The organism is Sphingomonas sp. ATCC 31555 (assembly GCF_000282895.1).
GTDB lineage: Bacteria > Pseudomonadota > Alphaproteobacteria > Sphingomonadales > Sphingomonadaceae > Sphingomonas.
Map to the genome: position 1 here is coordinate 1 of NZ_ALBQ01000002.1, position 23,138 is coordinate 23,138.

At 65.6% G+C, this 23,138-nt stretch carries 19 protein-coding genes; 11 read left to right on the plus strand and 8 right to left on the minus strand.

Going from position 1 to position 23,138, the window contains the following annotated elements; all coding sequences use genetic code 11:
* Positions 1-693, minus strand: a 693-nt coding sequence (locus tag B215_RS19315) for an EF-hand domain-containing protein (RefSeq protein ID WP_019367663.1), incomplete at its 3' end; no start/stop codon positions are given.
* 112 nt (positions 694-805) lie between these two features.
* Here B215_RS19315 and ubiA point away from each other — a divergent pair.
* From ubiA to B215_RS0100520, 5 genes are all read left to right on the plus strand, one after another.
* Positions 806-1,738 carry a 4-hydroxybenzoate octaprenyltransferase gene (gene ubiA / locus B215_RS0100500; protein ID WP_019367664.1) on the plus strand — a complete coding sequence of 311 codons (933 nt, stop codon included), beginning with the start codon at positions 806-808 and terminating at the stop codon, positions 1,736-1,738.
* Between the two features lie 31 nt (positions 1,739-1,769).
* The gene (locus B215_RS0100505; protein ID WP_019367665.1) at positions 1,770-3,116 is read left to right on the plus strand and encodes a TldD/PmbA family protein; all 1,347 of its coding nucleotides are present in this window, start codon (positions 1,770-1,772) and stop codon (positions 3,114-3,116) included.
* A gap of 49 nt (positions 3,117-3,165) precedes the next feature.
* On the plus strand, positions 3,166-3,882 hold the full coding sequence (locus B215_RS0100510; RefSeq protein WP_236704557.1) for a 3'(2'),5'-bisphosphate nucleotidase CysQ: 717 nt from the start codon (positions 3,166-3,168) through the stop codon (positions 3,880-3,882).
* Between the two features lie 391 nt (positions 3,883-4,273).
* Entirely contained in the window at positions 4,274-5,149 is an 876-nt protein-coding gene (locus tag B215_RS0100515) for a DUF6624 domain-containing protein (RefSeq protein WP_236704556.1), read from the plus strand.
* Positions 5,150-5,592: 443 nt separating this feature from the next.
* Complete coding sequence (locus B215_RS0100520) at positions 5,593-5,913, plus strand: hypothetical protein (RefSeq protein WP_019367668.1); 321 nt, start codon at positions 5,593-5,595, stop codon at positions 5,911-5,913.
* A gap of 449 nt (positions 5,914-6,362) precedes the next feature.
* On the opposite strand, the gene B215_RS0100525 is transcribed toward B215_RS0100520, so the two are convergent.
* From B215_RS0100525 to gpmA, 3 genes are all read right to left on the minus strand, one after another.
* On the minus strand, positions 6,363-7,439 hold the full coding sequence (locus tag B215_RS0100525; protein WP_019367669.1) for a 5-(carboxyamino)imidazole ribonucleotide synthase: 1,077 nt from the start codon (positions 7,437-7,439) through the stop codon (positions 6,363-6,365).
* Positions 7,436-7,921 carry a 5-(carboxyamino)imidazole ribonucleotide mutase gene (gene purE / locus B215_RS0100530; protein WP_019367670.1) on the minus strand — a complete coding sequence of 162 codons (486 nt, stop codon included), beginning with the start codon at positions 7,919-7,921 and terminating at the stop codon, positions 7,436-7,438. Before purE ends, B215_RS0100525 begins: the two co-directional genes overlap by 4 nt.
* A gap of 102 nt (positions 7,922-8,023) precedes the next feature.
* Positions 8,024-8,710: a 2,3-diphosphoglycerate-dependent phosphoglycerate mutase gene (gene gpmA / locus B215_RS0100535; protein WP_019367671.1), complete on the minus strand. Its 687-nt coding sequence runs from the start codon at positions 8,708-8,710 to the stop codon at positions 8,024-8,026.
* 75 nt (positions 8,711-8,785) lie between these two features.
* Here gpmA and B215_RS0100540 point away from each other — a divergent pair, with 75 nt between their 5' ends.
* Positions 8,786-9,505: a dienelactone hydrolase family protein gene (locus B215_RS0100540; protein WP_019367672.1), complete on the plus strand. Its 720-nt coding sequence runs from the start codon at positions 8,786-8,788 to the stop codon at positions 9,503-9,505.
* A gap of 42 nt (positions 9,506-9,547) precedes the next feature.
* On the opposite strand, the gene B215_RS0100545 is transcribed toward B215_RS0100540, so the two are convergent.
* From B215_RS0100545 to ligA, 4 genes are all read right to left on the minus strand, one after another.
* On the minus strand, positions 9,548-10,351 hold the full coding sequence (locus B215_RS0100545) for a LytR/AlgR family response regulator transcription factor (protein ID WP_019367673.1): 804 nt from the start codon (positions 10,349-10,351) through the stop codon (positions 9,548-9,550).
* Positions 10,348-11,496, minus strand: a complete 1,149-nt coding sequence (locus tag B215_RS0100550) for a sensor histidine kinase (protein WP_019367674.1) — start codon at positions 11,494-11,496, stop codon at positions 10,348-10,350. The genes B215_RS0100545 and B215_RS0100550 overlap by 4 nt, the downstream gene beginning before the upstream one ends.
* Positions 11,497-11,579: 83 nt before the next feature.
* Positions 11,580-14,936, minus strand: a complete 3,357-nt coding sequence (locus B215_RS0100555; RefSeq protein ID WP_019367675.1) for a TonB-dependent receptor — start codon at positions 14,934-14,936, stop codon at positions 11,580-11,582.
* 143 nt (positions 14,937-15,079) lie between these two features.
* Positions 15,080-17,206: an NAD-dependent DNA ligase LigA gene (gene ligA / locus B215_RS0100560; RefSeq protein ID WP_019367676.1), complete on the minus strand. Its 2,127-nt coding sequence runs from the start codon at positions 17,204-17,206 to the stop codon at positions 15,080-15,082.
* A gap of 63 nt (positions 17,207-17,269) precedes the next feature.
* Between ligA and B215_RS0100565 the strand changes: the two genes are divergently transcribed.
* From B215_RS0100565 to B215_RS0100585, 5 genes are all read left to right on the plus strand, one after another.
* Positions 17,270-18,433 (plus strand): MBL fold metallo-hydrolase, encoded by a 1,164-nt coding sequence (locus tag B215_RS0100565; RefSeq protein ID WP_019367677.1) that lies wholly within the window; start codon positions 17,270-17,272, stop codon positions 18,431-18,433.
* Between the two features lie 52 nt (positions 18,434-18,485).
* The gene (locus B215_RS0100570; protein WP_019367678.1) at positions 18,486-18,929 is read left to right on the plus strand and encodes a hypothetical protein; all 444 of its coding nucleotides are present in this window, start codon (positions 18,486-18,488) and stop codon (positions 18,927-18,929) included.
* Between the two features lie 92 nt (positions 18,930-19,021).
* Positions 19,022-19,630, plus strand: coding sequence for a PEPxxWA-CTERM sorting domain-containing protein (locus B215_RS19320; RefSeq protein ID WP_058805493.1), 609 nt, complete (start codon positions 19,022-19,024; stop codon positions 19,628-19,630).
* 59 nt (positions 19,631-19,689) lie between these two features.
* A complete protein-coding gene (uvrB, locus tag B215_RS0100580) occupies positions 19,690-21,885 on the plus strand; it encodes an excinuclease ABC subunit UvrB (protein WP_019367680.1) in 2,196 nt (731 codons plus the stop codon).
* An 89-nt stretch (positions 21,886-21,974) separates the two neighbouring features.
* Positions 21,975-23,111: a glycoside hydrolase family 5 protein gene (locus B215_RS0100585; protein ID WP_236704555.1), complete on the plus strand. Its 1,137-nt coding sequence runs from the start codon at positions 21,975-21,977 to the stop codon at positions 23,109-23,111.
* Positions 23,112-23,138 lie beyond the last annotated feature (27 nt).

Genomic DNA, 23,138 nt, shown 5'->3' on the forward strand with positions numbered 1-23,138 from the left:
GCCGCCGCCGCGCGGCCCGCCACCCGGCCTGCCGCCGCCACCGCCCCGCCGCCGCCGCATCGCGCCGGGGTTCAGCTCGGGCAGTTCCTTCTTGGTGATGCGGCCGTCATGATCGGTGTCGAGCATGTCGAAGCGGCGCTTGGCGGCGCTCAGGAATTCGTTGGGCGTCACCCCGCCGTTCAGCGTCATGTCGGCGGCGGTCACCGGTTCCGGGCTGCCCAGATAGTTGAACCGCGCCAGCCCACTCAGGATCCGGGTGGAGCCGACCGCGGCCGTCTTCTCCTTGCCGTCGCTGCTCAACGCCGGGCCACCGCCTTCGAATCCGCCGCCGCGCGCTTCGGGGGCGAGCACGGTTTCGTACACTTCGATATCGCCGGGATCGACTTCGCCGTCCGCCTTGCGGTCGAGGATCTTGAACCAGCGCACCGCATCGGCGCGGAACTCGTCCAGCGTCAGTGCGCCGTCGTGATTCGCATCCGCCCCGTCGAACCAGGCGTCCTTGGGCGCAGGGCCGTCCGGCTTGCCGCGAAACGGCTCGCCCATGGGGCTGATGAACAGCGCCCCTCGCGGTCCCCCGCCGGGTCCGCCGGGACCGCCGGGTCCACCGGCACCGCCCGGCGGCGGCGGGCCATCCTGTGCCTGCGCCCCGCTCGCCAGCACCAGCAACAACCCGGCGATCACCTGAATCCGCATCTTCTGCCTCCACCCGATACCAAGCGCTCGCGGCTAGCCGGCGATTGTCGCAGGAGTATGCCGAAAAATTTCAGCTTGGGCGCCGCGCTGCGATTGTGGCAGCAGGCGGGGCATGACCGGCGCTTCCCCCATCGTCCCCGATACCGAGCATCGCGGCCTGCTCGGTCTGCTTCCGCGCCGCTGGCGGCCCTATGCGCTGCTCGCCCGCTTCGACCGGCCGATCGGCTGGTGGCTGCTGTTCCTGCCCTGCGCCTGGGGGGCGTTGCTCTCCGGGTTGCCCGATGGCGGCGGCTGGCGGATCGGGGCGATGCTGCTCGGCGCAATCGCGATGCGCGGATCGGGCTGCGTCTATAACGACATCGTCGATCGCGATCTCGACGCGCAGGTCGAGCGTACCCGCAGCCGCCCGCTGCCCAGCGGCGCGGTCTCGATGCGCGCGGCGTGGATCTGGCTCGGCGTCCTGCTGGCGATCGGCTTCGGCGTGTGGCTGGCGATGCCCTGGCCCGCCAAGCTCTGGTCGCTGGCGACATTGCCGGTGGTCGCCGCCTATCCGTTCATGAAGCGCATCACCTGGTGGCCGCAGGCGTTCCTCGGCATCGTCTTCGGCTCCGGCGCGCTGGTCGGCTTCGTCGCGGGCGATCCCGCGGGCGCGTTCGCCAGCCGCCAGGGGGCCGGATGGTGGCTCTATGCCGGCACCATCCTGTGGGTGATCGGCTACGACACCATTTATGCGCTGCAGGACGTGGAGGACGATGCGATCGTCGGCGTCCGTTCCTCGGCGCGGCGGATGGGCACGCAGGTCCGCGGCGGCGTGGCGCTGCTCTATGCCCTCGCGCTGGCGCTCTGGGCCATGGCGTTCTGGACCGTCCGTCCCGATCCGCTGGCGCTGCTCGCGCTGCTGCCCGCCGCGCTGCATCTCTTCTGGCAGATCGTCACGCTCACGCCCGCCGACGGCGCCAACGCGCTGCGCCGCTTCCGTGCCAATCGCGATACCGGCTTCCTGATGCTCGCCGCCTGCGCGGTGGTGGGGATGTCCGGACTTTGATTTTGTGCCGCGGCAACCCTAAGTCCCGCCGATGCTGAACAACGAACACGCCCTGGAGCGCGCCGCCGATGCCGTTGCGCGCGCGCGCCGTGCCGGGGCGGACGCCGCCGACGCCGTCTTCTCCGCTGATCGCTCGCTGTCGGTCTCCGTCCGCATGGGCGCGCTGGAGGATGTCGAGCGCTCCGAATCCGCCGAGCTCGATCTGCGCGTGTTCGTCGGCCGCCGCTCGGCCAGCGTGTCGACCAGCGATCTGAGCGACGACGCCCTCGCCACGCTGGTCGAGCGCGCCGTCGCCATGGCGCGCGAAGCCCCGGAAGACCGCTGGGCCGGCCTCGCGCCCGAAGATCGCCTGCTCCACGGCGCCCCGCCGCATCTCGATCTCGACGACGGGGCCGAGGTGGAACCCGCCGCGCTCAAGGCCCGCGCTCTCGCCGCCGAGGAAGCCGCCCGCGCCGTCCCCGGCGTCACCAACAGCGAAGGCGCGGGGGCCGGCGCCAGCCGCGTCCAGCTCGCCCTCGCCACCAGCCACGGCTTCGCCGGCGCCTTCGCCCAGACCAGCCACGGCATCTCCGCCAGCGTGCTGGCGGGCAGCGGCGGCGCGATGGAGCGCGATCATGCCCATCACTCCGCCCGCCACGCCGCGCTGCTCGAATCGCCGGAAGCGATCGGCCGTCTCGCCGGCGAGCGCGTCGTCGCCCGGCTCAACCCGCGCAAGATCCCCAGCGGCGCGATGCCGGTGGTGTTCGATCGCCGCGTCTCCTCGGGCATGCTCGGCCATCTGATCGGCGCGATTTCCGGCGCGGCGATCACCCGCCGCACCAGCTTCCTGCTCGATGCGCTGGGCACGCGGATCTTCGCTCCCGGCGTGACGATCTGGGACGATCCCCATCGCCCGCGCGGCCTCCGCTCGCGGCCCTTTGACGGCGAAGGATTGCCGGTCAACCGCATGCAGATCGTCCGCGACGGGATGCTGGAAAGCTGGCTGCTCGAAAGCGCCGCCGCCCGCCAGCTCGGGCTCGAGCCGACCGGCCATGCCACCCGCGGCGGCGGCGGCGCGCCCGGCGTCTCGCCCAGCAACCTCTATATGGAAGCGGGCACGATTCCGCCCGAAACGCTGATCGGCGAGATCGACTATGGCCTGCTGGTGGTCGAGCTGATCGGCCAGGGCGTGAACGGGGTCACCGGCGATTACAGCCGGGGCGCCGCCGGCTTCCTGATCGAAAAGGGCGAAATCACCGTGCCCGTTTCCGAAGTCACCATCGCCAGCAACCTCAAGGACATGTTCCGTGCGCTCACGCCGGCGAACGATCTGGAGTTCCGCTACGGCATCAACGCGCCGACGCTGCGCATCGACGGGATGACGATCGCCGGTGCGTGAACTCGCTGCTCAGATCGCCAGGGTCGCCGGCCAGGCGGCGCAGCACGCGATGCTGCGCTGGCGCAGCGACTTCGCGCGCTGGGAAAAGGCGCCGGGCAACCCGGTCTGCGCCGTCGATCTGGAAGTGGATGCGTTGTTGCGCGAACGGCTGCAGCGGCTGGTGCCCGATGCCGGCTGGCTTTCCGAAGAGACGGTGGACAATGCCGATCGGCTTTCGGCCGATCGCATCTGGGTGGTCGATCCGATCGACGGCACCCGCGATTATCTGCGCGGGCGGCCCGGCTGGGCCGTCTCGATCGCGCTGGTGGAGCGCGGCCAACCGATCATCGGTGTGCTCGACGCACCGGCGCGGGGCGAAGTGTGGACCGCGCTGGCCGGCGTCGGCGCCTGGCGCAACGGCAAGCCGCTGCGCGCCGCCGAGCGGGCTGACCTGCCCGGCGCCCGCGTGCCGGCGGACCAACTCCCCAAGGTCGATCGCGATCTGGTGATGGTCCCCAAGCCCAATTCGATTGCGCTGCGCATCGCCATGGTCGCGGCGGGCGAAGCCGATCTGGTCGCCACGCTGCGCTGGGGCCATGAATGGGACATCGCCGCGGCGGTGCTGCTGGCCCGCGAGGCCGGGGCGGCGGTTACCGATGCACTGGGCCAGACGCTGGCGTTCAACACCCCCTCGGGCGAGGCCTATGGCGTGCTCGCGACGACGCAGGGCATTCACGCGGCTGCCGTGGCGCGGCTCGCGGATCGGGTGGAGCTGGGGCGGGGATAGCAGGGGCGTTTTCCGCAAATCCCGGCCAGATAGGTGGTCATCCCCGCGCAGGCGGGGATCCACTGGCGCTGAATCTGCGGTTCTTGCCTCCGGCACAGCGGCAAATCCATGCTCGCCCGCGCGGGAATGGTGGCGGTTCGCGGGCAGCCACCGCTTCTTCTTCTGTGCGATCCACGTCCATGCAAGGACGGGGCGCGCAGCCGCCAAACCTGATAGCTCTGCATGCCATCCCAGGCTAGTCTCTAGGCTCAGGGGGGGTGTAGGGATGCGGATCAAACGGGCTCTTGCGCTGTGTGCGGCCGCCATCCTGCTGCCGGCGGCATCCGATCCACCGCCTGCTTTGGCGCCGTACTTCCACCAAGGCAGATTTGACCCCGGCGATTTCGGCTGGATGCGCGGCCGCTTCCCGGATGCCGGTCCGGCGGAGGTGCAGGCCTATGCGGCAATCGAAGCATGGATGAGCCGATGTTACGAGGAGGGCGTGGCGCGCACGCGCGAAGAGCTTGCGTCGATGGGAATCATGCAAGCGGACCTTTCGGAAACCGGGCCGCGCGATCTGCAGTGCGGTGCCGTGATGATGGCGAACTCCGTGCAGACGCGCTCCGCCGCGACATGGGCTGACTTTCAGCGCGACCTGCAGGAGGCGCGGCCGGTTGCTTCGAGCTTCCTGCTTGCGTTGCGGCTCACGGAGCGCGGCACCTCGCTCCGGCATGGCGCGACACTGGAAGAGCAATTGCTCGTGCGGGTGGTCGGGGAACAGGTGCTGCGAAAGGCTGCCAATTGGGGGCAAGGGGAATTGGCGGATGCGCCACGTCTTTCCAGCGGTGCCCGGTCGGTGCTCGACGCCTATTTCATGGTCGCTGGTTTCGAACACGATCGCGCCAACACGGGATGGCTGAAGGCGCAGGTCGATCGAGGCGGCTGGCCGACCATTGCCCAAGCCGGCACCGCCGGATCCAATGCGGCGTGGCTGCTCGTCCAGCATGCCGATGCAGACCCGGCGTTCCAGCTGCGCGCACTGCGCCTGATGACGCCGCTGGTCGCTTCGGGCGAGGTGAACAAGCGCAACTACGCATACCTCTATGACCGCATCATGCTCAAGATATCCGGCAAGCAGCGCTACGCGACGCAAGTGACGTGCAAGGATGGCAGGCGCGTCGCCCAGCCGCTCGAAGATGAAGCCAGGGTGCCGGCCCTGCGGGCGGAGATGGGGCTTGAGCCATTCGCCGACTATCTGAAGCTGTTCGCCAACTGGGACGGCTGCTGACTTCTTGCCTGTGCGGACCTAGTCGTTTGGCCATTGTTCCATATATGTTCTAACGGTCTCCACGACCGCGCTCTTTGACGTCGTCCACCCATCGTCTTCGCCGCATCCCGGCGCGCGAGCCTGAACGTCTTGGACTTTGCGGGATACAGTCCCTTGATCCTTCCGCCGCTCCGCGGCTCCCTCCCTTATGGGAGCGGGAAGGGTGAGGGGGATGGGGCAAACCGTGCCGCTCGCATGTGCGACGATCCCGCCGCGAAACGACGCGAGACCCTAAACTTCCTAAACTTTCGGCCCCACTTCGTCGAAGCCATAGGCCTTCACACCCCCCAAAACTGCGCACGAGCCTAAACTTCCTAAACTTCGCAATCCGTGCAGCGATCCTGCGGCGGCGTACCGCATCCAGCCCCTGTGCCTTTGCGGGGCGAGCGTGCTAAGGCCCCGCCATGTCGAAATCCCTGAGCACCAGCGGTGCCATCGATCTGGATGGCGTGACCTATGATTGGCGTCTGCAGCGCGAGCCCCATCTGTCGGACGACGAAGGCTGGAAGGGGATGACCATCGCGGTTCTCCAGCGCGATGCCAAGCGCGAAGCCTGGCTGGAATTTCCGGCGCCCAAGCGCCTGCTGAAGGGGCTGCCGCGTGGCCGTCTCCAGCTGGACGACGCGACGATCGCGCGCTGCGTCCGGTCCGCTCTGTCCGCCGGCTGGGATCCCTTGTCGCGGGGCAAGCCCGAGGTTTTCGTCGTCGACTCCCAGGGCAATTGAACTGCCAAGGCGGAGCGCTTGCCCAGCCGCACAGCGAACGGCCCATCGGGCCAGGCCTTGCATCGGGCGTATCGTTCTTTATATGTTCTCTTGGCCCGTAACGGCCGCCGCTCTTTGACGTCGTCCGCTCATCATCCCTCGCCGCACAGATGCGCGCGAGCCCGAACTTCCTGAACTTCACGTCGTGGCGGGTAGCGCGCCTTTCGCTCGACCACCCTCGCCCTTCCGCCGCTCCGTGGCTCCCTCGCTCCCTTTCCCCTCGGTAGAGGGAGGGTGAGGGTGGCAGCAGGGTCGCAGTCCATCCGCAAAACCGCGTGAGACCCTAAACTTCCTAAACTTCAGGTCTCATCCCAGCCGATGACACAGCGCCGTCACCGCCGCCAAGATCGCGCACGAGCCTAAACTTCCTAAACTTCGCAATTTATGCAGCTATCCCGCGGTGGCGCGGATCAGCCCCGCTTCACCCGCGTCACATGCCCCATCTTGCGCCCGGGCCGGGCCTGGCCCTTGCCGTAGAGGTGGAGATGGGTGCCCGGCTCGGCGAGCAGTTCGGGCCAGCGATCCGCCTCGTCGCCGATCAGGTTTTCCATCTCGACATGGCTGCCGGTCAGCGCCGTCGAGCCGAGCGGCAGGCCGCAGATCGCGCGGACATGGTTCTCGAATTGCGAGGTCTCGGCGCCCTCGATCGTCCAGTGGCCGCTATTGTGGACGCGCGGCGCCATTTCGTTGAACACCGGGCCCTGCTCGGTCGCGAAGAACTCGCAGGTCAGCACGCCGATATGGCCCAGCGCCTCGGCGACGCGGCCGGAGAGTGCCGCCGCCTCGGTCCAGTGGCGGGCGATCTCGGCGGGGGCGGGCAGGGTGGAGCGGGCGAGGATGCCGTCCTTGTGCTCGTTCCAGGGCGGCGGATAGCTGGCCAGCGTGCCGTCGAGCCCGCGCACCGTAATGATCGAAAATTCGTGGCTGAAGCTGACGAAGCCTTCCAGGATCGCCGGCCGCTCGCCGATCGCCGCCCAGGCGGCCTCGGCCTCGGACGCGTCGTGCAGCCGCACCTGGCCCTTGCCGTCATAGCCGAGCCGCAGCGTCTTCAGGATCGAGGGGGCGCCGATCTTGGCAATAGCGTCGTGGAGCTCGTCGCGGGTGGTGACCAGCGCCCAAGGCGCGGTGCGGCCGCCAAGCTCCGCCACGAACGACTTCTCGTTGGCGCGGTCCTGCGCGATTTCCAGGCTTTTGGCGCCTGGTCGGACCGGTACCTTCGCCGCGAGATGCGCGACCGGCGCCAGCGCGACATTCTCGAACTCGTACGTCACCACGTCGGCGTGGCTCGCCAGTTCGTCGAGCACGATATGGCTGTGATAATCGGCGCGGGTGAAGCTCGAGGCGGTCTGCGCGGCGACGCTTTCCTCGTCCGGGGCCAGCACATGCGTGCGATAGCCGAGCTGGGCCGCTGCGACCGCGATCATCCGGCCGAGCTGGCCGCCGCCGAGGATCCCGATGGTGGAGCCGGGGGGAAGCACGTCGCTCATGCCGGTTCCTCCGCGACGCTTTCGGTCTGGGCGGTGCGCCAGGCCTTGAGCCGCTCGGCAAGTGCTTCGTCGGCGGTGGCGAGGATCGCGGCGGCGAGCAGCCCCGCATTTTTCGCGCCCGCCTTGCCGATCGCCAGCGTGCCGACGGGAATGCCGCCGGGCATCTGGACGATCGAATAGAGGCTGTCGATGCCCTTCATCGTCTTGGATTCGACCGGCACGCCCAGCACCGGCAGGTGAGTCATCGCCGCCGCCATGCCGGGCAGGTGCGCCGCGCCGCCGGCCCCGGCGACGATCACCTTCAGCCCGCGGTCTGCGGCGCCATGGGCATAGTCGTACAGCCGTTGCGGGGTGCGGTGGGCGGAAACCACCCGGGTTTCGTGCGGTACGCCCAGTTCGATCAGGATGTCGGCTGCGTGGCGCATCGTCTCCCAGTCGGAGGTGCTGCCCATGATGATGCCGATGAGTGGTGCGTCCGCCATTGCCTGCCGCTCTTGGGAAGGGAAGGCGGCTTGTTAGTGGCGCCGTGCCGCTAGGGCAATGGCCAAGGCGCCCGGCGCCGCGATGGCGCCGGGCAGGCCAGGTCAACGTTCGTTCAGATAGTAGCGGTCGGTGGCGTTCAGCGCGTCGTCCAGCTGGTAGACGATCGGCTGGCCGGTGGGGATTTCCAGGCTGACGATCTCATCGTCCGGGATGCCCGACAGGTGCTTGACCAGTGCGCGCAGCGAGTTGCCATGGGCGGCGATCAGCACGCGCTTGCCGGCCTTCAGCTCGGGGGCGATGCGCTGCTCCCAATAGGGCAGCACGCGGGCGATCGTGTCCTTCAGGCTTTCGGTCTGCGGGATCGGGATGCCGGCATAGCGGGGATCCTTGGCCAGGTCCCAGGGCGAATCCGCTTCCGGCAGCGGCGGCGGCACGTCGAAGCTGCGGCGCCAGATCTTCACCTGGGCGTCGCCATGCTTGGCGGCGGTCTCCGCCTTGTCGAGGCCGGTCAGCCCGCCATAATGGCGCTCGTTCAGCCGCCAGTCCTTCTCCTCCGGCAGCCAAAGCCGGTCCATCGCCTCCAGCGCGAGGTGCAGCGTCTTGATAGCGCGGCTCTGGAAGCTGGTGAAGCACAGGTCGAAGTCCAGGCCCTTGTCCTTCATCAGCGTGCCGGCGGCGGTGGCTTCGCGCACGCCCTGTTCGGTCAGATCGACGTCCCACCAGCCGGTGAAGCGGTTCTCCAGGTTCCAGGCCGACTGGCCGTGGCGGATCAGAACGAGGGTGGGCATGGGCGATCTCCTTGCATCGATATGCCGCCGTCCTTAGCGACATGGGCGACAGGGACAAGCGCAGGAGACGACGCGATGGTTCGGCAGACGCTGGTCTATGATGGCCCGGGCGGCCCCTTCGAGGGAAGCTTGGTGTGGAACGACGCGGTGGGCGGCACCCGCCCGGCCGTGCTGGTGCTGCCCAATGTGTTCGGCGCGAAGGATGCTGATGTCGAGAAGGCCGAGGCATTGGCCGGGTTCGGCTATGTCGCGCTGGTCGCCGACGTCTATGGCCAGGGCAAGCGCACTGTCGGCGGCGATCCCGGCTATGCCCGCTATATGGAGGAACTGAACGCGGATCGCGGCCTGTTACGGGACCGTCTGGCAGCGTCGCTGGCCGCCCTGGCCGGCCTGGCATTGGTGGACCATGCCCGGATCGCAGCGATCGGCTTCTGCTTCGGCGGCAAATGTGTGCTCGACATGGCACGTGCGGGGCTGCCGATCCTGGGCGGCGTCTCGTTCCACGGCGTGTACGACCGGCCAGACCTGCCCGCCGAGGCACCGATCGCTACGAAGCTGCTGGTCTGCCATGGCTGGGACGATCCGCTCGCGCCGCCCGATGCTACGGTCGCCCTTGCCCAGGAACTCACCGATCGCGGTGCCGACTGGCAGCTCCACGCCTATGGCCATGCCGGCCACGCCTTTACGGATCTAAGCCGCAAGGACAGTCCCAACCCGGCGATTGCCTACGAACCCCGCGCCGACAGACGCAGCTGGCAAGCGATGATCCAGTTTCTTGGCGAACTCTTCGCTTGAGCGGGCAGGGGCCGCCGGACCATGTGCCAGCGGCCCCCGTCTTCAATGCACGAAGCGCGCGACAACGTCGCGGTACGACCGTGACACCTTCACCTGCGCGCCCGAATCGAGCACCAGGAAGCACTCGCCATTGGTGTGCGGCTTCACCTGGCGAACCAGATCGAGGTTGACGATGGTCGAGCGGTGCACCCGCTGGAACCGGCGCGGATCGAGTCGCTTTTCCAGATCCTTCATCGTCTCGCGCAGGATCAGGGTGTTGTCGCCGGTGTAGATGCACATGTAGTCGCCGGCCGCGTCGATCCGCTCGATCGTGTCGACATCGACGCGGAAGATCTGGCCACGATCCTTGATGTTGATGAGCTTTTCGAAGCGGTTAGAGGCAGGCTCGGTACCGTCGCCGCTGGCGATATCGTCCACGGCGTCGGGCGCGACTTCCGCCAGCACTTCCTTCAGCTTCTCCACTTCCTCCACGCCCCGCTTCTCGGTGAGGCGCTGGCGGACGCGATCGAGCGTGTCGGCAAGCCGGGCCGGTTCAACCGGCTTCATCAGATAATCCACTGCCTGCGCCTCGAACGCTCGGATCGCGTGATCCGAATAGGCGGTGACGAACACGAACAGCGGCGGTTCCACCTCCATCAGTCCCTGGATGACGGAAAATCCGTCGAACCCGGGCATTTGGATGTCGAGAAAGACGAGGTCCGGCTTATGCGTTTTGATCGATCGAATAGCCTCGCGGCCATTGGAGCATTTGTCGATAATTTCGACATCCTCATGCTCCTGGAGCCGGAGCTCGAGTCCCTGGATCGCCAGAGATTCGTCGTCAACGAGGATGGTACGGATGGTCATGCGGCCTCTCGGTTCGGTTCCTCAAGCTGGAACGGTATTTCGATCTCAACGCTGAAACCTTCCCCGGGTTTCGTTCGAGTGTCGAAACGATGGTCAGGCCCGAAAGCCTGTGCCAACCGTTCCCGAATATTGGCGAGCCCCACGCCAGTGGAAAGCGTCGGCCTCGGGCGCGCTTCGATCAATCCCGGACCCGTATCGGACACGGCGATCTGCACCCTATCGCCGGTGAGCCGAGCCGAGACGGTGATATCCGCGCCCTCTTCCTGCGGACTGACGGCATATTTGATGGCATTTTCGACCAAGGGCTGCAGCAGCAGCGACGGCAACCGCGCCTTGGCGGCGCGTGGGTCGAGCTCGAAATGAGTGCGCAACCGCTCGTCGAAGCGCATCTTCTCGATCTCGAGATAAAGCTTCAGCGTCTCGATCTCCTGCGCCAGCGTGACGTGGGCGGTCGGCTCATTCGCCAGCGTGTAGCGCAAGAAGGAGGAGAGGCGGGACAGCATCACATTGGCCCGCTCGGTCTGCTTGAGCAGGACCAGGGTGGAGATCGAGTTTAGCGTGTTGAACAGAAAGTGCGGGTTCAACTGGTACCGCAGCATCGCCAGCTGCGCGCTCGACGCCTGGCTTTCTAGAATCTGCATCTGATCGATCTGCTGTTCGACGATCAGATAGAAATTGATGCCGAAATAAAGCGCCGACCAGCCCGCCAGCACTGTGAAGGTGAGGAAGCTGTAGCCGATTACACGGGCGACGGTAATGCCCGGCTCCGCTGCGGTGAACGAATAGGTGAAGGCCTCCAGCACCGCGTAGAGAATCGTACCCGCACCCAGTGTGGCCAAGGTGAGCAGGATCGCAGGGATTCGCGGCAGGCTGCGGTAGAAGCCGTACAGCGCGGAGAGCAGCAGCGTGAGGCAATAGCCGACGATCGCCTCGATAATCGCCTTGATGATTCCTTCGACCGAAAAGCCGTTAGAGATCGACGAGACCGAGCGCAGCAGCAGATAGCCGCTCCAGCCGGTTGCCTGGAGGATCCAGAAGGCCCGCCCCTTGTCTTCGAAGAAGGGGCGAGAAAACAGGTCGGGCTTGGAAAGGCCCAAGGTCCGGGCGCTGGTCTGCGGAAGCGAAGTCTTTGCCACGGCGCGCATCTATCACCGCCGCGCGCGGTGAGCAAAAAAAATGCCGGGCGCGTTTGGCGCCCGGCATTCCGAAGGTGGTCGAACGGTGCCGCTCAGAAGGTGAAGCGGGCGCCGATGCGGATCGAGTACAACGACTGGTTCGCATAGACCTGATCCGTGGGCGCGGTGAAGGTCGTCGAGCCGCCAGCCGGCGAGTAGCGATACTGAGCGCAGGGCTGTGCTGCACTGGTCGCCACCGTGCCCGCGCCATCGGGGTTGCCGCTGGTGGTGAGGCACTGCACGCGAACCACGGCCGCGTTGTACGGGAACACGTACTCGCGGGTCTGGCCCCAGTTCTTGTTGAGGAAGTTGGTGAAGTTTTCGATATCGCCGAAGATGGTCACGCGCGACTTGCCCAGGCCGGTCGGCAGTTCCTGTGCAACGTGGAGATCGATGCGGGTGAACCATTTCGAGTTGAAGGCGTTACGCGGTGCGATCTGGCCGCGGTACTTGCCAAGGCCGGACGCGTCGATGAACGCGTTCACCGCATTGCGCACTTCGGAGCTGCTGTACGACACGAGCGGATCGTTCACTGTCGGAACGTACATCAGATAGCGGTTTCCGCCAGCGCCGGTGCCTGAGCTCACGCCGGTCGTGCCGAACACCGAGGATCGGCCGCTGCCGAAATCCTGGAAGGTATAGCTGAACGGATGGCCGATGCGCGTTTCGCCGAACAGGGAGAAGGTGGTCTTGTAGTCCCCAACGAAAGCGCGTTCGAAGGTTGCGCCATATTTGAAGAAGTACTTCACCTGATCGTTGGAGATGCCATAGGCCACGTTGTTCGGATCAACGAACGCGCCGTTGCTATAGTTCGAACCTGCGGTTGATGACGTCGCCGGCGACTGGTCCTTTACGTCCTGATAGGTGAAGCTGCCGTTGATGTTGACGCCGAAGTCCCAGCTTTTGTCAAAGCGGGCGATGGCGATCAGCGCGCGACCCTTGTTGGTGTTGGTCAGGAAGATGTCGGTGTTGGTGTTGGTGCTGCCCGCGCCATCGATGATGTTCTGGTAGCGTTGGCGGCCGTCCGGCGTCAGCGAACCGGCGATCGGCTGCGAACGGATGTCGGTGAAGTACACTTGGTTGCGAACCTTCGAGTACAGGAAGTCCGCGCCGAACGTCCATCCGTCGACCGAGTATTCACCGGTCAGCGTAGCGCGCCACTGTGACGGCAGCTTGAACTGCGGATCCAGCGCGTTGACGGTGGCGTTCGTCGCGACCGTCGCGTTGGTGAGCAGCGTGTTGACCGCCCCCGGGATCGAGGTCCCGCTCACGTTCGACAGCGCCGCGTTGCCGATCGCGGCGTTGGTAGTGGCGCCCGAGAAGCCGGTCGCAGTGCGGTTGATCTGCACCGAGTTCGTCAGAACGCCGGTGTTCGAGAAGCTGTTCGACACATAAACGTCGGGCGTGCCGCCGCCGAAGATGCCGCCGCCGCCACGGATGCTCACCCGCGGAACCGGCTGCCAGTCGAAGCCGATACGCGGCTGGAAGAGGCCCAGACCGGAGAAGTTGGCGTTGTTCGACCCGATTGTGCGATACTGACCATTAACGATCGCGCCCGAACCGAAGCGCGCCGTGTACGCAGCGCTACGCGCCGGCGTGCTGTGCATCCCGTACAGATCGTAGCGCATGCCATAGCTGACGTTCAGCGTGGGGGTGACGCGCCACGAATCCATGATGCCGAACGTGTAGCTCTGGTACGAGAAGTTCGCTGCCGCATCGTTCGGAACCAGGGACGGGATCGCATTGCCATAGGACATCTGGTTGGCAGTGCGATTCTGCAGGTCCGCGATCGAGTCGAAGTAATAGTTGCCGGCGCTGTTCTGCAGGAACGAGTTGAAGACGCTGACGAACTGCATTTCGGTGAAAAGCCGCAGGTCGTGGTCGTTCTTGGTCACGCGAACCTGGAACAAGCCGCCCCAGGTATCAGTCTTCAACTGATTGGTCTGGCGCGAGCTGTCGGGACCGAACGACACGATTGCCGCGTTGTTTTCACACGCCGTCAGCGACGATCCGCTGACAGTCAGCGGAGTCGACGTTTCGTTGGAGCAGACGCGGAACTGCGCGAAACCGCGACCGAACAGCGGATCCTGGATGCGCGTGTAGTTCTTGTAGAACACGCGAGCTTCGGTCGAGAAGTCGTCCGACCAGTCCGAGTTCAGCTGCACGACGCCGGTGTGCAGACGGTTGCCCTGAATATAGGCGTTCGAAGCGAGACCAAGGCCGTACGGCTGGTTGGTGAAGGTGTTGTTGAGCAGGTTGATGGCGTCGTTGGCGTAGGTGTACGTCACCGACATGCGCTGCTTGTCGCTAATGTTGGCGTCGATACGTGCAACGACACGGTCGTCCTTGTCGCCCGAATCCCGCAGCACGCCGCCGGTGTTGTAGTTATAAACGCTGTTCGCGATCGCGCTGATGCGATCGATCTGCGCCTGGGTCACGCCCGGGATGACCGTGCCACCGTTGTTCCCGACGGGACCTTCGACGATGGGGCGGCCGCCGCGCAGACGCTCGCCGGCGACCATGAAGAACACCTTGTCCTTGATGATCGGACCGCTGAGCTCGGCGCCGAAGTTGTCGACCTTGAAGTTCGGGACATTGACCGTCACGCCCTTGGTCTTGTTGCCGACGAATTCGTCACCCGAGCGTGCGTAGAAACCGCTGCCGTGGAACTCATTGGTGCCGGACTTCAGTACGATGTTGATCGCGCCGCCCTGGAAATTGCCTTCGCGCACGTCATACGGCGCAACCTTGGCTTGGAACTGGCCGATCGCGTCGAGCGGAATCGGCGAGCGGCGGCTGGGCAAACCATCGGTGTTAAGGCCGAAATTGTCCGTGATCGGCACGCCGTCGACCGTGAAGCGGTTGTAGCGCGCATTCTGGCCCGCGAACGAGATCGCGCGGCCGCCCGTGGGGGTATCGTCCAGCCGCGCGAACGGATCGCGCCGCGACAGGTCGCGAATGTCACGGTTAAGGCTGGCGACGTTGGCGATCTGCTCGGCGGAGAGCACAGTTGCCGGCCCCTGCGAGATCGAGCGCGCACCGCGGACGGTGCTGGCGGTGACGACGATTTCCTGGCCTTGGGCAACCAGTTCGATCGGAAGATCGAACGACTGGGCGGCGATGGTATAGATGTCCGTCACCGACGAATTCGAATAGTTCGCCGCGGTTACTTCGACCGTGTACGGGCCGCCCGCGCGCAGACCGGTAAGCGTGAACGTACCGGTGGAATCGGTGCGGGCCGTGGAGCGGGTTCCCGATGCTGCATTGGTCGCGACAACCGTCGCATCCGGTACCGGAGCGCCATCAGCCGTCACGGTACCGCGGATGGTGGAGGTGGTTTCCTGCGCGTGCGCGGCAACCGGAATGAGCAGCGCGGCAGCTGCCACGCCTGCAAGATAGTGCGTTCGCATCGAGAGTTCCCTTTTTGAGCCTGTGGCTGCCAGTCGCGGCGTTTAACGCCATCTGTCTGGCTGCCCCCTGCTCGGCTTTGATTGCGGAATTGTGACAGTCAATACGCGCGGAACGTTCCCCAATGGTGCGTTGCAAAAACGCATCACTCCGAAGCGGTTACGATCGCCAACCAATCCGCTTCGCTGATCACCCGAACGCCCAGATCAGCAGCCTTTTTCAGCTTAGAACCGGCCCCCGGGCCGGCGATGACAAGGTCCGTCTTGGCAGATACCGAACCGGCGACGCGTGCGCCGAGGCGTTCAGCCTGCGCCTTGGCTTCGTCGCGGCTGAGCGTTTCCAGCGTGCCGGTGAACACCAGCGTCTTGCCGGTCACTTCCGAGTCGCGGGACTCCACCAGGAAAGGCGGCGGCGCCACTTCCCCCAGCAGATCGGTCCAGGCGGCGCGATTGTGTGGCTCATGAAAGAAGTCGGCGAGTGCATGGCCGACGGCGGCGCCGACATTCTCTACACCGATCCGCTCGGCGATCGCTTTGTCTAGCCGGGTGCGGTGCCGAGCCTCGGTTTCTCCGATCGCCGGCGGAGTCGCGTCGCGCAGCGCGATCAGTTCGTCTGCCAGCGTCTCCAGCGCGGCAAGCATCACATAGCGCTTAAGCAGGTCGCGTGCGGTGATCGCACCGATGTGGCGGATGCCGAGGCCGAACAGCAGTCGTGCGGCATCGGGTGCCCGCTTCGCTTCGATTGCAGCGAGCAGGCCGTCGACCGACTTTTCCTGCCAGCCTTCGCGACCCAGCAGCGCTCCCCGGTGACGGGCTAGGCGAAAAATGTCGGCGGGCTCGGCAATCCAGCCGAGGGCGATCAGTTCGATCAGCGTTTTTTCGCCCAGCCCGTCGATATCCAGGGCGCCGCGGCTGACGAAATGCTTGAGCCGCTCCAGCCGCTGTGCCGGGCAGATCAGCCCGCCGGTACAGCGGACATCGACCTCGCCTTCCTCGGCCACCGCTTCGGAGGCGCAGATCGGGCAATGGGTCGGGAAATGCCAATCGGAGCGTGGCTCGTCGCGCGTAAGGTTCTCGATGATCTGAGGGATCACGTCGCCTGCGCGCTGGAGGATCACGCGGTCGCCGGGCCGCACGCCGAGGCGGGCGATCTCGTCGGCATTGTGCAGCGTCGCGTTGCTGACGACGACGCCGCCCACCGTCACCGGCTCCAGCCGCGCGACCGGCGTGAGCTTGCCGGTGCGGCCGACCTGGATGTCGATCGCCTGCAGCGTGGTCTGCGCCCGTTCGGCCGGAAATTTATGGGCAAGGCCCCAACGCGGCGCACGGCCGACATAGCCGAGCCGCTCCTGCCAATCGAGGCGATCAACCTTGTAGACCACGCCATCGATATCGAACGGCAGGTCGGCGCGGCGCGTCTCGATAGCGCGGTACTGGACCAGCGCATCCGTCAGCGTGGGGGCGCGGACGAACAAGTCGGAGACCGGGAAGCCCCAGACCCGGATACGGTCGATCGCTTCGTACTGCTTTTCCGCGAGCGGTTCGCTCAGTTCGCCCCAACCCCAGGCGAGGAAGCGCAGCGGCCGCAGCCCAGTAACCGCGGAATCCTTCTGGCGAAGCGACCCGGCGGCGGCGTTGCGCGGATTGGCGAACTGGCGCGCCTCCTTGCCCGTCTCCAGCGCTTCGGCAAGCAGTCGAGCGTTGAGCGCCGCGAAATCGGCCTTGGCCATATAGACTTCGCCGCGCACCTCGCACACCGGCGGCGCCCCTTCGATGTGCTGGGGAATGTCTCGTATCGTGCGGACGTTGGGGGTCACATCCTCCCCGATCCGGCCGTCTCCGCGAGTCAGTGCCTGGACCAGTTCGCCATTCTCGTAGCGCAGCGAGCAGGAGAGGCCGTCGATCTTCGGCTCGGCGGTGAGCTCGACGGGCGCGTCTTCCTGCAGCTTGAGGAAGCGGCGGACGCGGCCGAGGAAATCGGCAACATCCTCCTCCGAGAAGCCGTTATCGAGGCTGAACATCTGTCGGGCATGGGCAATCTTGGCGAGCGGCCCGGTGGACGGGGCACCCACCTGCCGCGAGGGCGAGTCGGCACGGATCAACTCCGGGAAGGCGGCTTCGATCTCGGCATTCTGCCGGACGAGCGCGTCGAAGTCCGCGTCGCTGATCTCGGGCGCATCCTCGTCGTGATAGCGACGGTTATGGTGCGCGATCTCGGCAGCGAGGCGAGCGAGTTTGGCGGCGGCATCCTCTGGCGTGCGGGGCAGCGTCATGGCTCTGCGCTAGGGGATGGGGGCGGTTGATCGCAAGGGGCTTTGCGGCCATCACGTAAACCCATGCGTATTGCGATGATGGTGAAGGTAATTTTTGGGGCGCTGCTCTGGTTCGTGGTGACGCTGTGCTTGTTCCTTACGCTGGTGCCCCCCTTTCTGGACCGCATCTACTATCGCGGCGCTGAGACCGGGCATTTCGATGGGGAGCGTTTTGCCAACCCGGACGGCGGGACGGCACCCGCACCGGCGCTCGCTTTCGTGTTCCTCGCCCATCGCATTTCGAGCGCGGGACGCCAGCCGCCCTGGCCCACACATGTGCCGGTGATCCCCAGCCGGCCCCCGGCGCGGGTGGCCGGACAGGCGATGAGGGTGACTTGGATCGGTCATGCCACCGTGCTCATCCAGACGCAGGGCCTCAACATCCTCACCGATCCGGTATGGAGCGAGGCTGCCGGGCCGTTCGGATACGGCCCCCGCCGCGTTGCGGCCCCCGGCGTCAAGCTATCCGATTTGCCCGCGATCGATCTGATTGTCGTCAGCCACAATCACTATGACCATCTCGATCTGACTACGCTGAAGGCGCTGTGGCAGCGTGATCGGCCAATGATCGTTACCGGCCTGGGCAATGACAGCGTGATCGGGCAAGCGGGCCTGCCGGCGCGCGGGCTGGACTGGGGACAGCGGCTGACGCTGCGCCCCGGCATCAACGTGGTGGTGACGCGTAATCACCATTGGAGCAGTCGCTGGTTCGCCGATCGCAACCGCGCGCTCTGGTCCGGTTTCGTGGTAACGCTGCCGGGTGGCAACCTGTTCTTCGCCGGCGATACTGGGTGGGGCGACGGCAGATGGCCCAAGGAGGCGGCGGCATTGGGCCCGGTGCGGTTCGCTGCCATTCCCATCGGCGCGTTCCGCTTCAAGCCGGGACAAATGGCTTCAGACGCGCATATCGGCCCGCGCGATGCGATTCGGGTCTGGGAAGAGCTCGGCCGACCCTGGGCTCTGCCGGTCCATTGGGGCACCTTTCGGCTCTCCTGGGAAGCCTATCGCACCCCGCCGAACATGCTGGCAGCGATGCTCCGTTGTGGCGGGGCCAACTCTAGGCACTTCGTCGATCGCACGATCGGGCAGAGTTTCGAGGTACCAGCGATCGGCGTCCGCGGCGCCCCCGCGAGCGATCAAGGTATCGCGAAATGCCGTGCTGAGGGCGCGTTCGACCGGTTCCGCTGATCTTGAGCGCTCTGCTTGGCGGTCCTAAAATGCCCTCAAGGGTGCGGGGCATATGGGCGGCGACTATCAGACAACTATCGATCGCGCGGGCAGGGCGATAGCGGCGGGCAGTGTGCTGGGCGGATTGCTGATCCTGGCGCTGCTGCTGGCCAGCGGCCAGCGTTCGCCAGCCGGGCTGCTTGCCGGCGGGATGGTCGGCGCTCTGTGTGTCGCGGTTGCGCTGACGGCGGTCGCCGGACCGATCTGGTTGGCGTTGCACGCGTGCGGATTTCGCCGCGGCCGTCATGCCGCCTGGCTCATTGGTCTGCTTGGCCTGGGCCTTTTTGCTGGCGTGCAGGGGCACGGCACCGGCCTGTTCACTATCGCCCCTATCGATACGCGAAGCTGGTTGCTGGGACTTGCCGCCAAGACCGCACTTGGAATCGCCGTCGCAGCGGCGGCGGCGGGTATCGGGATAGTGATGTGGCGGATCGCCTATAGCTCGATCAGATCCTGAAATAGGACTCCGCTGCAGATATTTAGGATTCGATCTGCAGATGTTTCTCATGGTAAACTAGCCATGCTCGACAGAGAAGATGAGGGGATATCATGCGACAATTGCTTGCGCCGATCGCGGCGGCTTGTCTGGCGCTGCCCATCGCCGCGAACGCGGCGGAGGTCATCACCTTTACGCCACTTACCAACGCCGCCAACCACAGTGTTAGCGGGCCTTATAGTGAGAAGGGGCTGAAGTTCGCGATGTCGAACACGTTCGGTTTCTTCACCTGGGGGGCTGGCGCGGCGGCCAATGCCAATCCCGGTGGCGCGACGCTCGCTCCCTCTTTTACCGGCGATCTTACGATCAGCGCAGTCGGCGGCACCGCCTTCGATCTGCTGCGCTTCGACATCGCCGATGTGATGAACGCCGGCAATGGCGGGCCGATGACGTTCAGCTACGAGACATTGAGCGGCTCGGGTTCCGGGCTGTTCAATCTCGATCTCACGCCTGGGCTGCAGACCGTCTCGCTCAACCTCACCGATCTGACGCGCTTCACCGTCCAGGTGACGGCGCCTGGTATCCAAATGGACAACGTCACCTTCGCGCTTGGTACGACGGCGGTGCCCGAGCCGGCGAACTGGGCGATGCTGATTGGCGGCTTTGGGCTGGTCGGTGGTGTGCTTCGCCGCCGCCACGCGGGTGCGGCCGTCACTGCCTGAACAAAAAGGGGACGGGGCGCGGCTTTTCAGCTCTGCCGCGTCTCCCCATATTGGCTGCCATGGCCATTCAGATTCGGACCAATCTCGCGGAGCCCGAAACCGGGCAGAGCTTCATCCCTCACCGCCCGCAGCGCCCGGAAAAGGCCGAGGGCGGCAAGACATTCAAGCTCGTCTCCGACTATCAGCCCTCCGGCGACCAGCGCTTTGCTATTCCGGAACTGGTCGAGCAGGCGCGCGCCGGCGAGCGTGATCAAGTGCTGCTCGGCGTCACCGGCTCGGGCAAGACCTATACCATGGCCAAGGTGATCGAGGAATTGCAGCGCCCCGCGCTGATCCTCGCGCCCAACAAGATCCTCGCCGCGCAGCTCTACGGCGAGTTCAAGAGCTTCTTCCCAGAAAACGCGGTCGAGTATTTCGTCAGCTATTATGACTATTACCAGCCCGAAGCCTATGTGCCGCGGTCGGATACCTATATCGAGAAGGAAAGTTCGATCAACGAGGCGATCGATCGGATGCGCCACTCGGCCACCCGCTCGCTGCTTGAACGCGATGACGTTATTATCGTGGCCTCGGTTTCATGCCTCTATGGCATCGGCTCGGTCGAGACTTACTCCGCGATGATCTTCGACCTGAAGAAGGGCCAGGTGGTCGACCAGCGCGAGATCATCCGCAAGCTGGTGGCGCTCCAGTATAAGCGCAACGATGCCGCCTTCGGGCGCGGCGCGTTCCGCGTGCGCGGCGACAATCTTGAGCTGTTCCCGTCCCACTATGAGGATACCGCCTGGCGGATCAGCTTCTTCGGCGACGAGATCGAAGAAATCGTCGAGTTCGATCCGCTCACCGGCAAGAAGGTGGCGAGCCTTAATTCGGTGCGCGTCTATGCCAACAGCCATTATGTGACGCCGGGGCCGACGCTCAAGCAGGCAATGGAGGGCATTCGCCACGAACTTGCCGAACGGCTGAAGGAACTGGAGGCTGAGGGCAAGCTGCTGGAACTGCAGAGGCTGGAGCAGCGCACCAATTTCGACCTGGAGATGATCGCAGCGACGGGTTCCTGCGCGGGCATCGAGAATTACAGCCGCTTCCTCACCGGCCGCCTGCCCGGCGAGCCGCCGCCCACGCTGTTCGAGTATCTGCCCGAAAACGCGCTGCTCTTTGTCGACGAGAGCCACCAGACGATCGGCCAGATCAACGGCATGTCGCGCGGCGACCACAAGCGCAAATTGACGCTCGCCGAGTACGGCTTCCGGCTGCCGAGCGCGATCGACAACCGGCCCTTACGCTTCAACGAATGGGACGCGATGCGGCCGCAGACCACCTATGTCTCGGCCACCCCCGGCGACTGGGAAATGGAGCGCACCGGCGGCGTGTTCGTCGAGCAGGTGATCCGCCCCACCGGGCTGATCGATCCGCCGGTGGAGATCCGGCCGGTCGAGGAGCAGGTGCAGGACTTGATCCAGGAGTGCAAGGCGACCGCGGCCAAGGGCTATCGCACGCTCGTCACCACGCTTACCAAGCGGATGGCCGAGGACCTGACCGAATATATGCACGAGGCGGGCGTGAAGGTCCGCTACATGCACTCGGACACCGAGACGCTGGAGCGCATCGAGCTGATCCGCGACCTGCGGATGGGCGTGTACGACGTGCTGATCGGCATCAACCTGCTGCGCGAGGGCCTCGACATCCCCGAATGCGGGCTGGTCGCTATCCTCGATGCCGACAAGGAAGGCTTTCTGCGTTCCGAGACATCTCTGATTCAGACGATCGGTCGCGCCGCGCGTAACGTTGAGGGCCGCGTGATCCTCTATGCCGATCGCATGACCGGCAGCATGGAACGCGCGCTTGCCGAGACCGGCCGCCGACGCGAGAAGCAGATGGCGTATAACCTCGAGCATGGGATCACGCCGGAGACGGTGAAGAAGAATATCGGCGACATCATTGCCCATGTCGCTTCGAAGGACGGCGTCACCGTGGAGATAGATGCGGACCGTCCGCACATGGTCGGCCACAATCTGCGCGCGTACATCGAGGAGCTCGAGAAGAAGATGCGCGATGCGGCTGCCAACCTGGAGTTCGAGGAGGCCGGCCGCCTGCGCGATGAGATTCGATCGCTGGAGGCGGAGGAACTCGGCCTGCCCGAGGGCGAGCGCAAGGCGCCGATCATGGGACGCTCGAACGAGGGTAAGCCGGGCACGCGCAAGACGCGGTTCGGCAAGCAGACCACGACGAAGTTCGGAGGTCCACGACGGGGGTAGTGCTGCGGCAAGCCGTTGATTTTCGCCGTCGCTTCAGCGACACTGCGACTTAGCAGCCGAAGCAACCGGCCGATCAGGGGAGATGCCGGATGAAACAGCGTGCAATGATCGCGTGCGTTGCGCTTGCGGTGCTGGCGGCATGTGGCGGCGGCGGAACTGCTGGCGGCACCATTACGCCGCCGGCCCCGAGCCCGACACCCACGCCGTTGCCGACACCGAGTCCTTCGTTGACGCCCGCGGCCCCGATGGCGAGCTACACCCCCGCCGCCGCGTTCCGCCCCACCGCCGGCGTGGCGATCCCTATCGGCAAGTGTGTCAACTTGGGGAATCATCTCGAGGCGCCGGTCGAAGGCGCCTGGGGACGCGCGATTGTCGACGGTGATTTCGCGATCATCAAGGCAGCCGGCTTCGACACGATCCGCCTGCCGGTGCGCTGGTCGAACCATGCAATGGCTGCAGCGCCCTATACGATTGATGCGGCGTTTCTCGCGCGCGTGCGGCACGTGGTCGACACCGCGCGAGCTGCCAAGCTCAACGTGCTACTCAATCTTCACCATTATGACGAAATGGCCACTGCGCCCGCTGCCCATGCAGAAAGGTTTGCGATGTTGTGGAAGCAGATCGCAGCGAGCTTCGCTGACGAGCCCGAAGCCAGCGTTTGGTTCGAGCTGATGAACGAGCCCAATGGCGCGCTCAACGACAGCAACCTGCTCGGCATCCTAACCCCGGCGCTGGCGCAAGTGCGCGCGACCAATCCGACGCGCGCGGTCGTCGTCGGCGGGCAGAACTGGAGTGGGGTGTCGTCGCTGGCGACGCTGCAACTACCGGACGACCCGCGGCTGGTGGTGACGATCCACACCTATGATCCGTTCGATTTTACTCACCAGAATGCGACCTGGCTTGCCCCGGGCCGGGTGCCGCCGCTCGGACGGAGCTTCGGCAGTGCGGCCGATCTGCGCGAGCTCGACGCCAATCTGGCGGCAGTTCGCGCCTACATGCAGCGTACCGGTCGGCAGGTGTTCGTCGGCGAGTATGGCGCCAATGACGATCCTGGCGTTCCGCTGGCGCAGCGCATTCTCTATTACGGCACCGTTTCCGCCGCCTATGCGTCGATCGGAGTGCAGAGCTGCGCCTGGGCCTATGCCAACACCTTCCGACTGCGTGACGGCGCGTCCTGGCTGCCCGGCATGATGGAGGCGATCCGCACTACGACAACGCTGCAATAGCTGCGCGTCTGCGGCGGGCTGCGGCGC

Coding starts and splice junctions, on each gene's coding strand:
- uvrB (WP_019367680.1), top strand. CDS start 19,690: ATGGCCATTCAGATTCGGACCAATCTCGCGGAGCCCGAAACCGGGCAG.
- B215_RS19320 (WP_058805493.1), top strand. CDS start 19,022: ATGCGACAATTGCTTGCGCCGATCGCGGCGGCTTGTCTGGCGCTGCCC.
- B215_RS0100520 (WP_019367668.1), top strand. CDS start 5,593: ATGTCGAAATCCCTGAGCACCAGCGGTGCCATCGATCTGGATGGCGTG.
- B215_RS0100510 (WP_236704557.1), top strand. CDS start 3,166: ATGCTGCGCTGGCGCAGCGACTTCGCGCGCTGGGAAAAGGCGCCGGGC.
- B215_RS0100570 (WP_019367678.1), top strand. CDS start 18,486: ATGGGCGGCGACTATCAGACAACTATCGATCGCGCGGGCAGGGCGATA.
- B215_RS0100585 (WP_236704555.1), top strand. CDS start 21,975: ATGAAACAGCGTGCAATGATCGCGTGCGTTGCGCTTGCGGTGCTGGCG.
- B215_RS0100545 (WP_019367673.1), bottom strand. CDS start 10,351: ATGACCATCCGTACCATCCTCGTTGACGACGAATCTCTGGCGATCCAG.
- B215_RS0100550 (WP_019367674.1), bottom strand. CDS start 11,496: ATGCGCGCCGTGGCAAAGACTTCGCTTCCGCAGACCAGCGCCCGGACC.
- purE (WP_019367670.1), bottom strand. CDS start 7,921: ATGGCGGACGCACCACTCATCGGCATCATCATGGGCAGCACCTCCGAC.
- B215_RS0100565 (WP_019367677.1), top strand. CDS start 17,270: ATGCGTATTGCGATGATGGTGAAGGTAATTTTTGGGGCGCTGCTCTGG.
- B215_RS0100540 (WP_019367672.1), top strand. CDS start 8,786: ATGGTTCGGCAGACGCTGGTCTATGATGGCCCGGGCGGCCCCTTCGAG.
- B215_RS0100505 (WP_019367665.1), top strand. CDS start 1,770: ATGCTGAACAACGAACACGCCCTGGAGCGCGCCGCCGATGCCGTTGCG.
- ligA (WP_019367676.1), bottom strand. CDS start 17,206: ATGACGCTGCCCCGCACGCCAGAGGATGCCGCCGCCAAACTCGCTCGC.
- B215_RS0100555 (WP_019367675.1), bottom strand. CDS start 14,936: ATGCGAACGCACTATCTTGCAGGCGTGGCAGCTGCCGCGCTGCTCATT.
- ubiA (WP_019367664.1), top strand. CDS start 806: ATGACCGGCGCTTCCCCCATCGTCCCCGATACCGAGCATCGCGGCCTG.
- B215_RS0100515 (WP_236704556.1), top strand. CDS start 4,274: ATGCGCGGCCGCTTCCCGGATGCCGGTCCGGCGGAGGTGCAGGCCTAT.
- B215_RS0100525 (WP_019367669.1), bottom strand. CDS start 7,439: ATGAGCGACGTGCTTCCCCCCGGCTCCACCATCGGGATCCTCGGCGGC.
- gpmA (WP_019367671.1), bottom strand. CDS start 8,710: ATGCCCACCCTCGTTCTGATCCGCCACGGCCAGTCGGCCTGGAACCTG.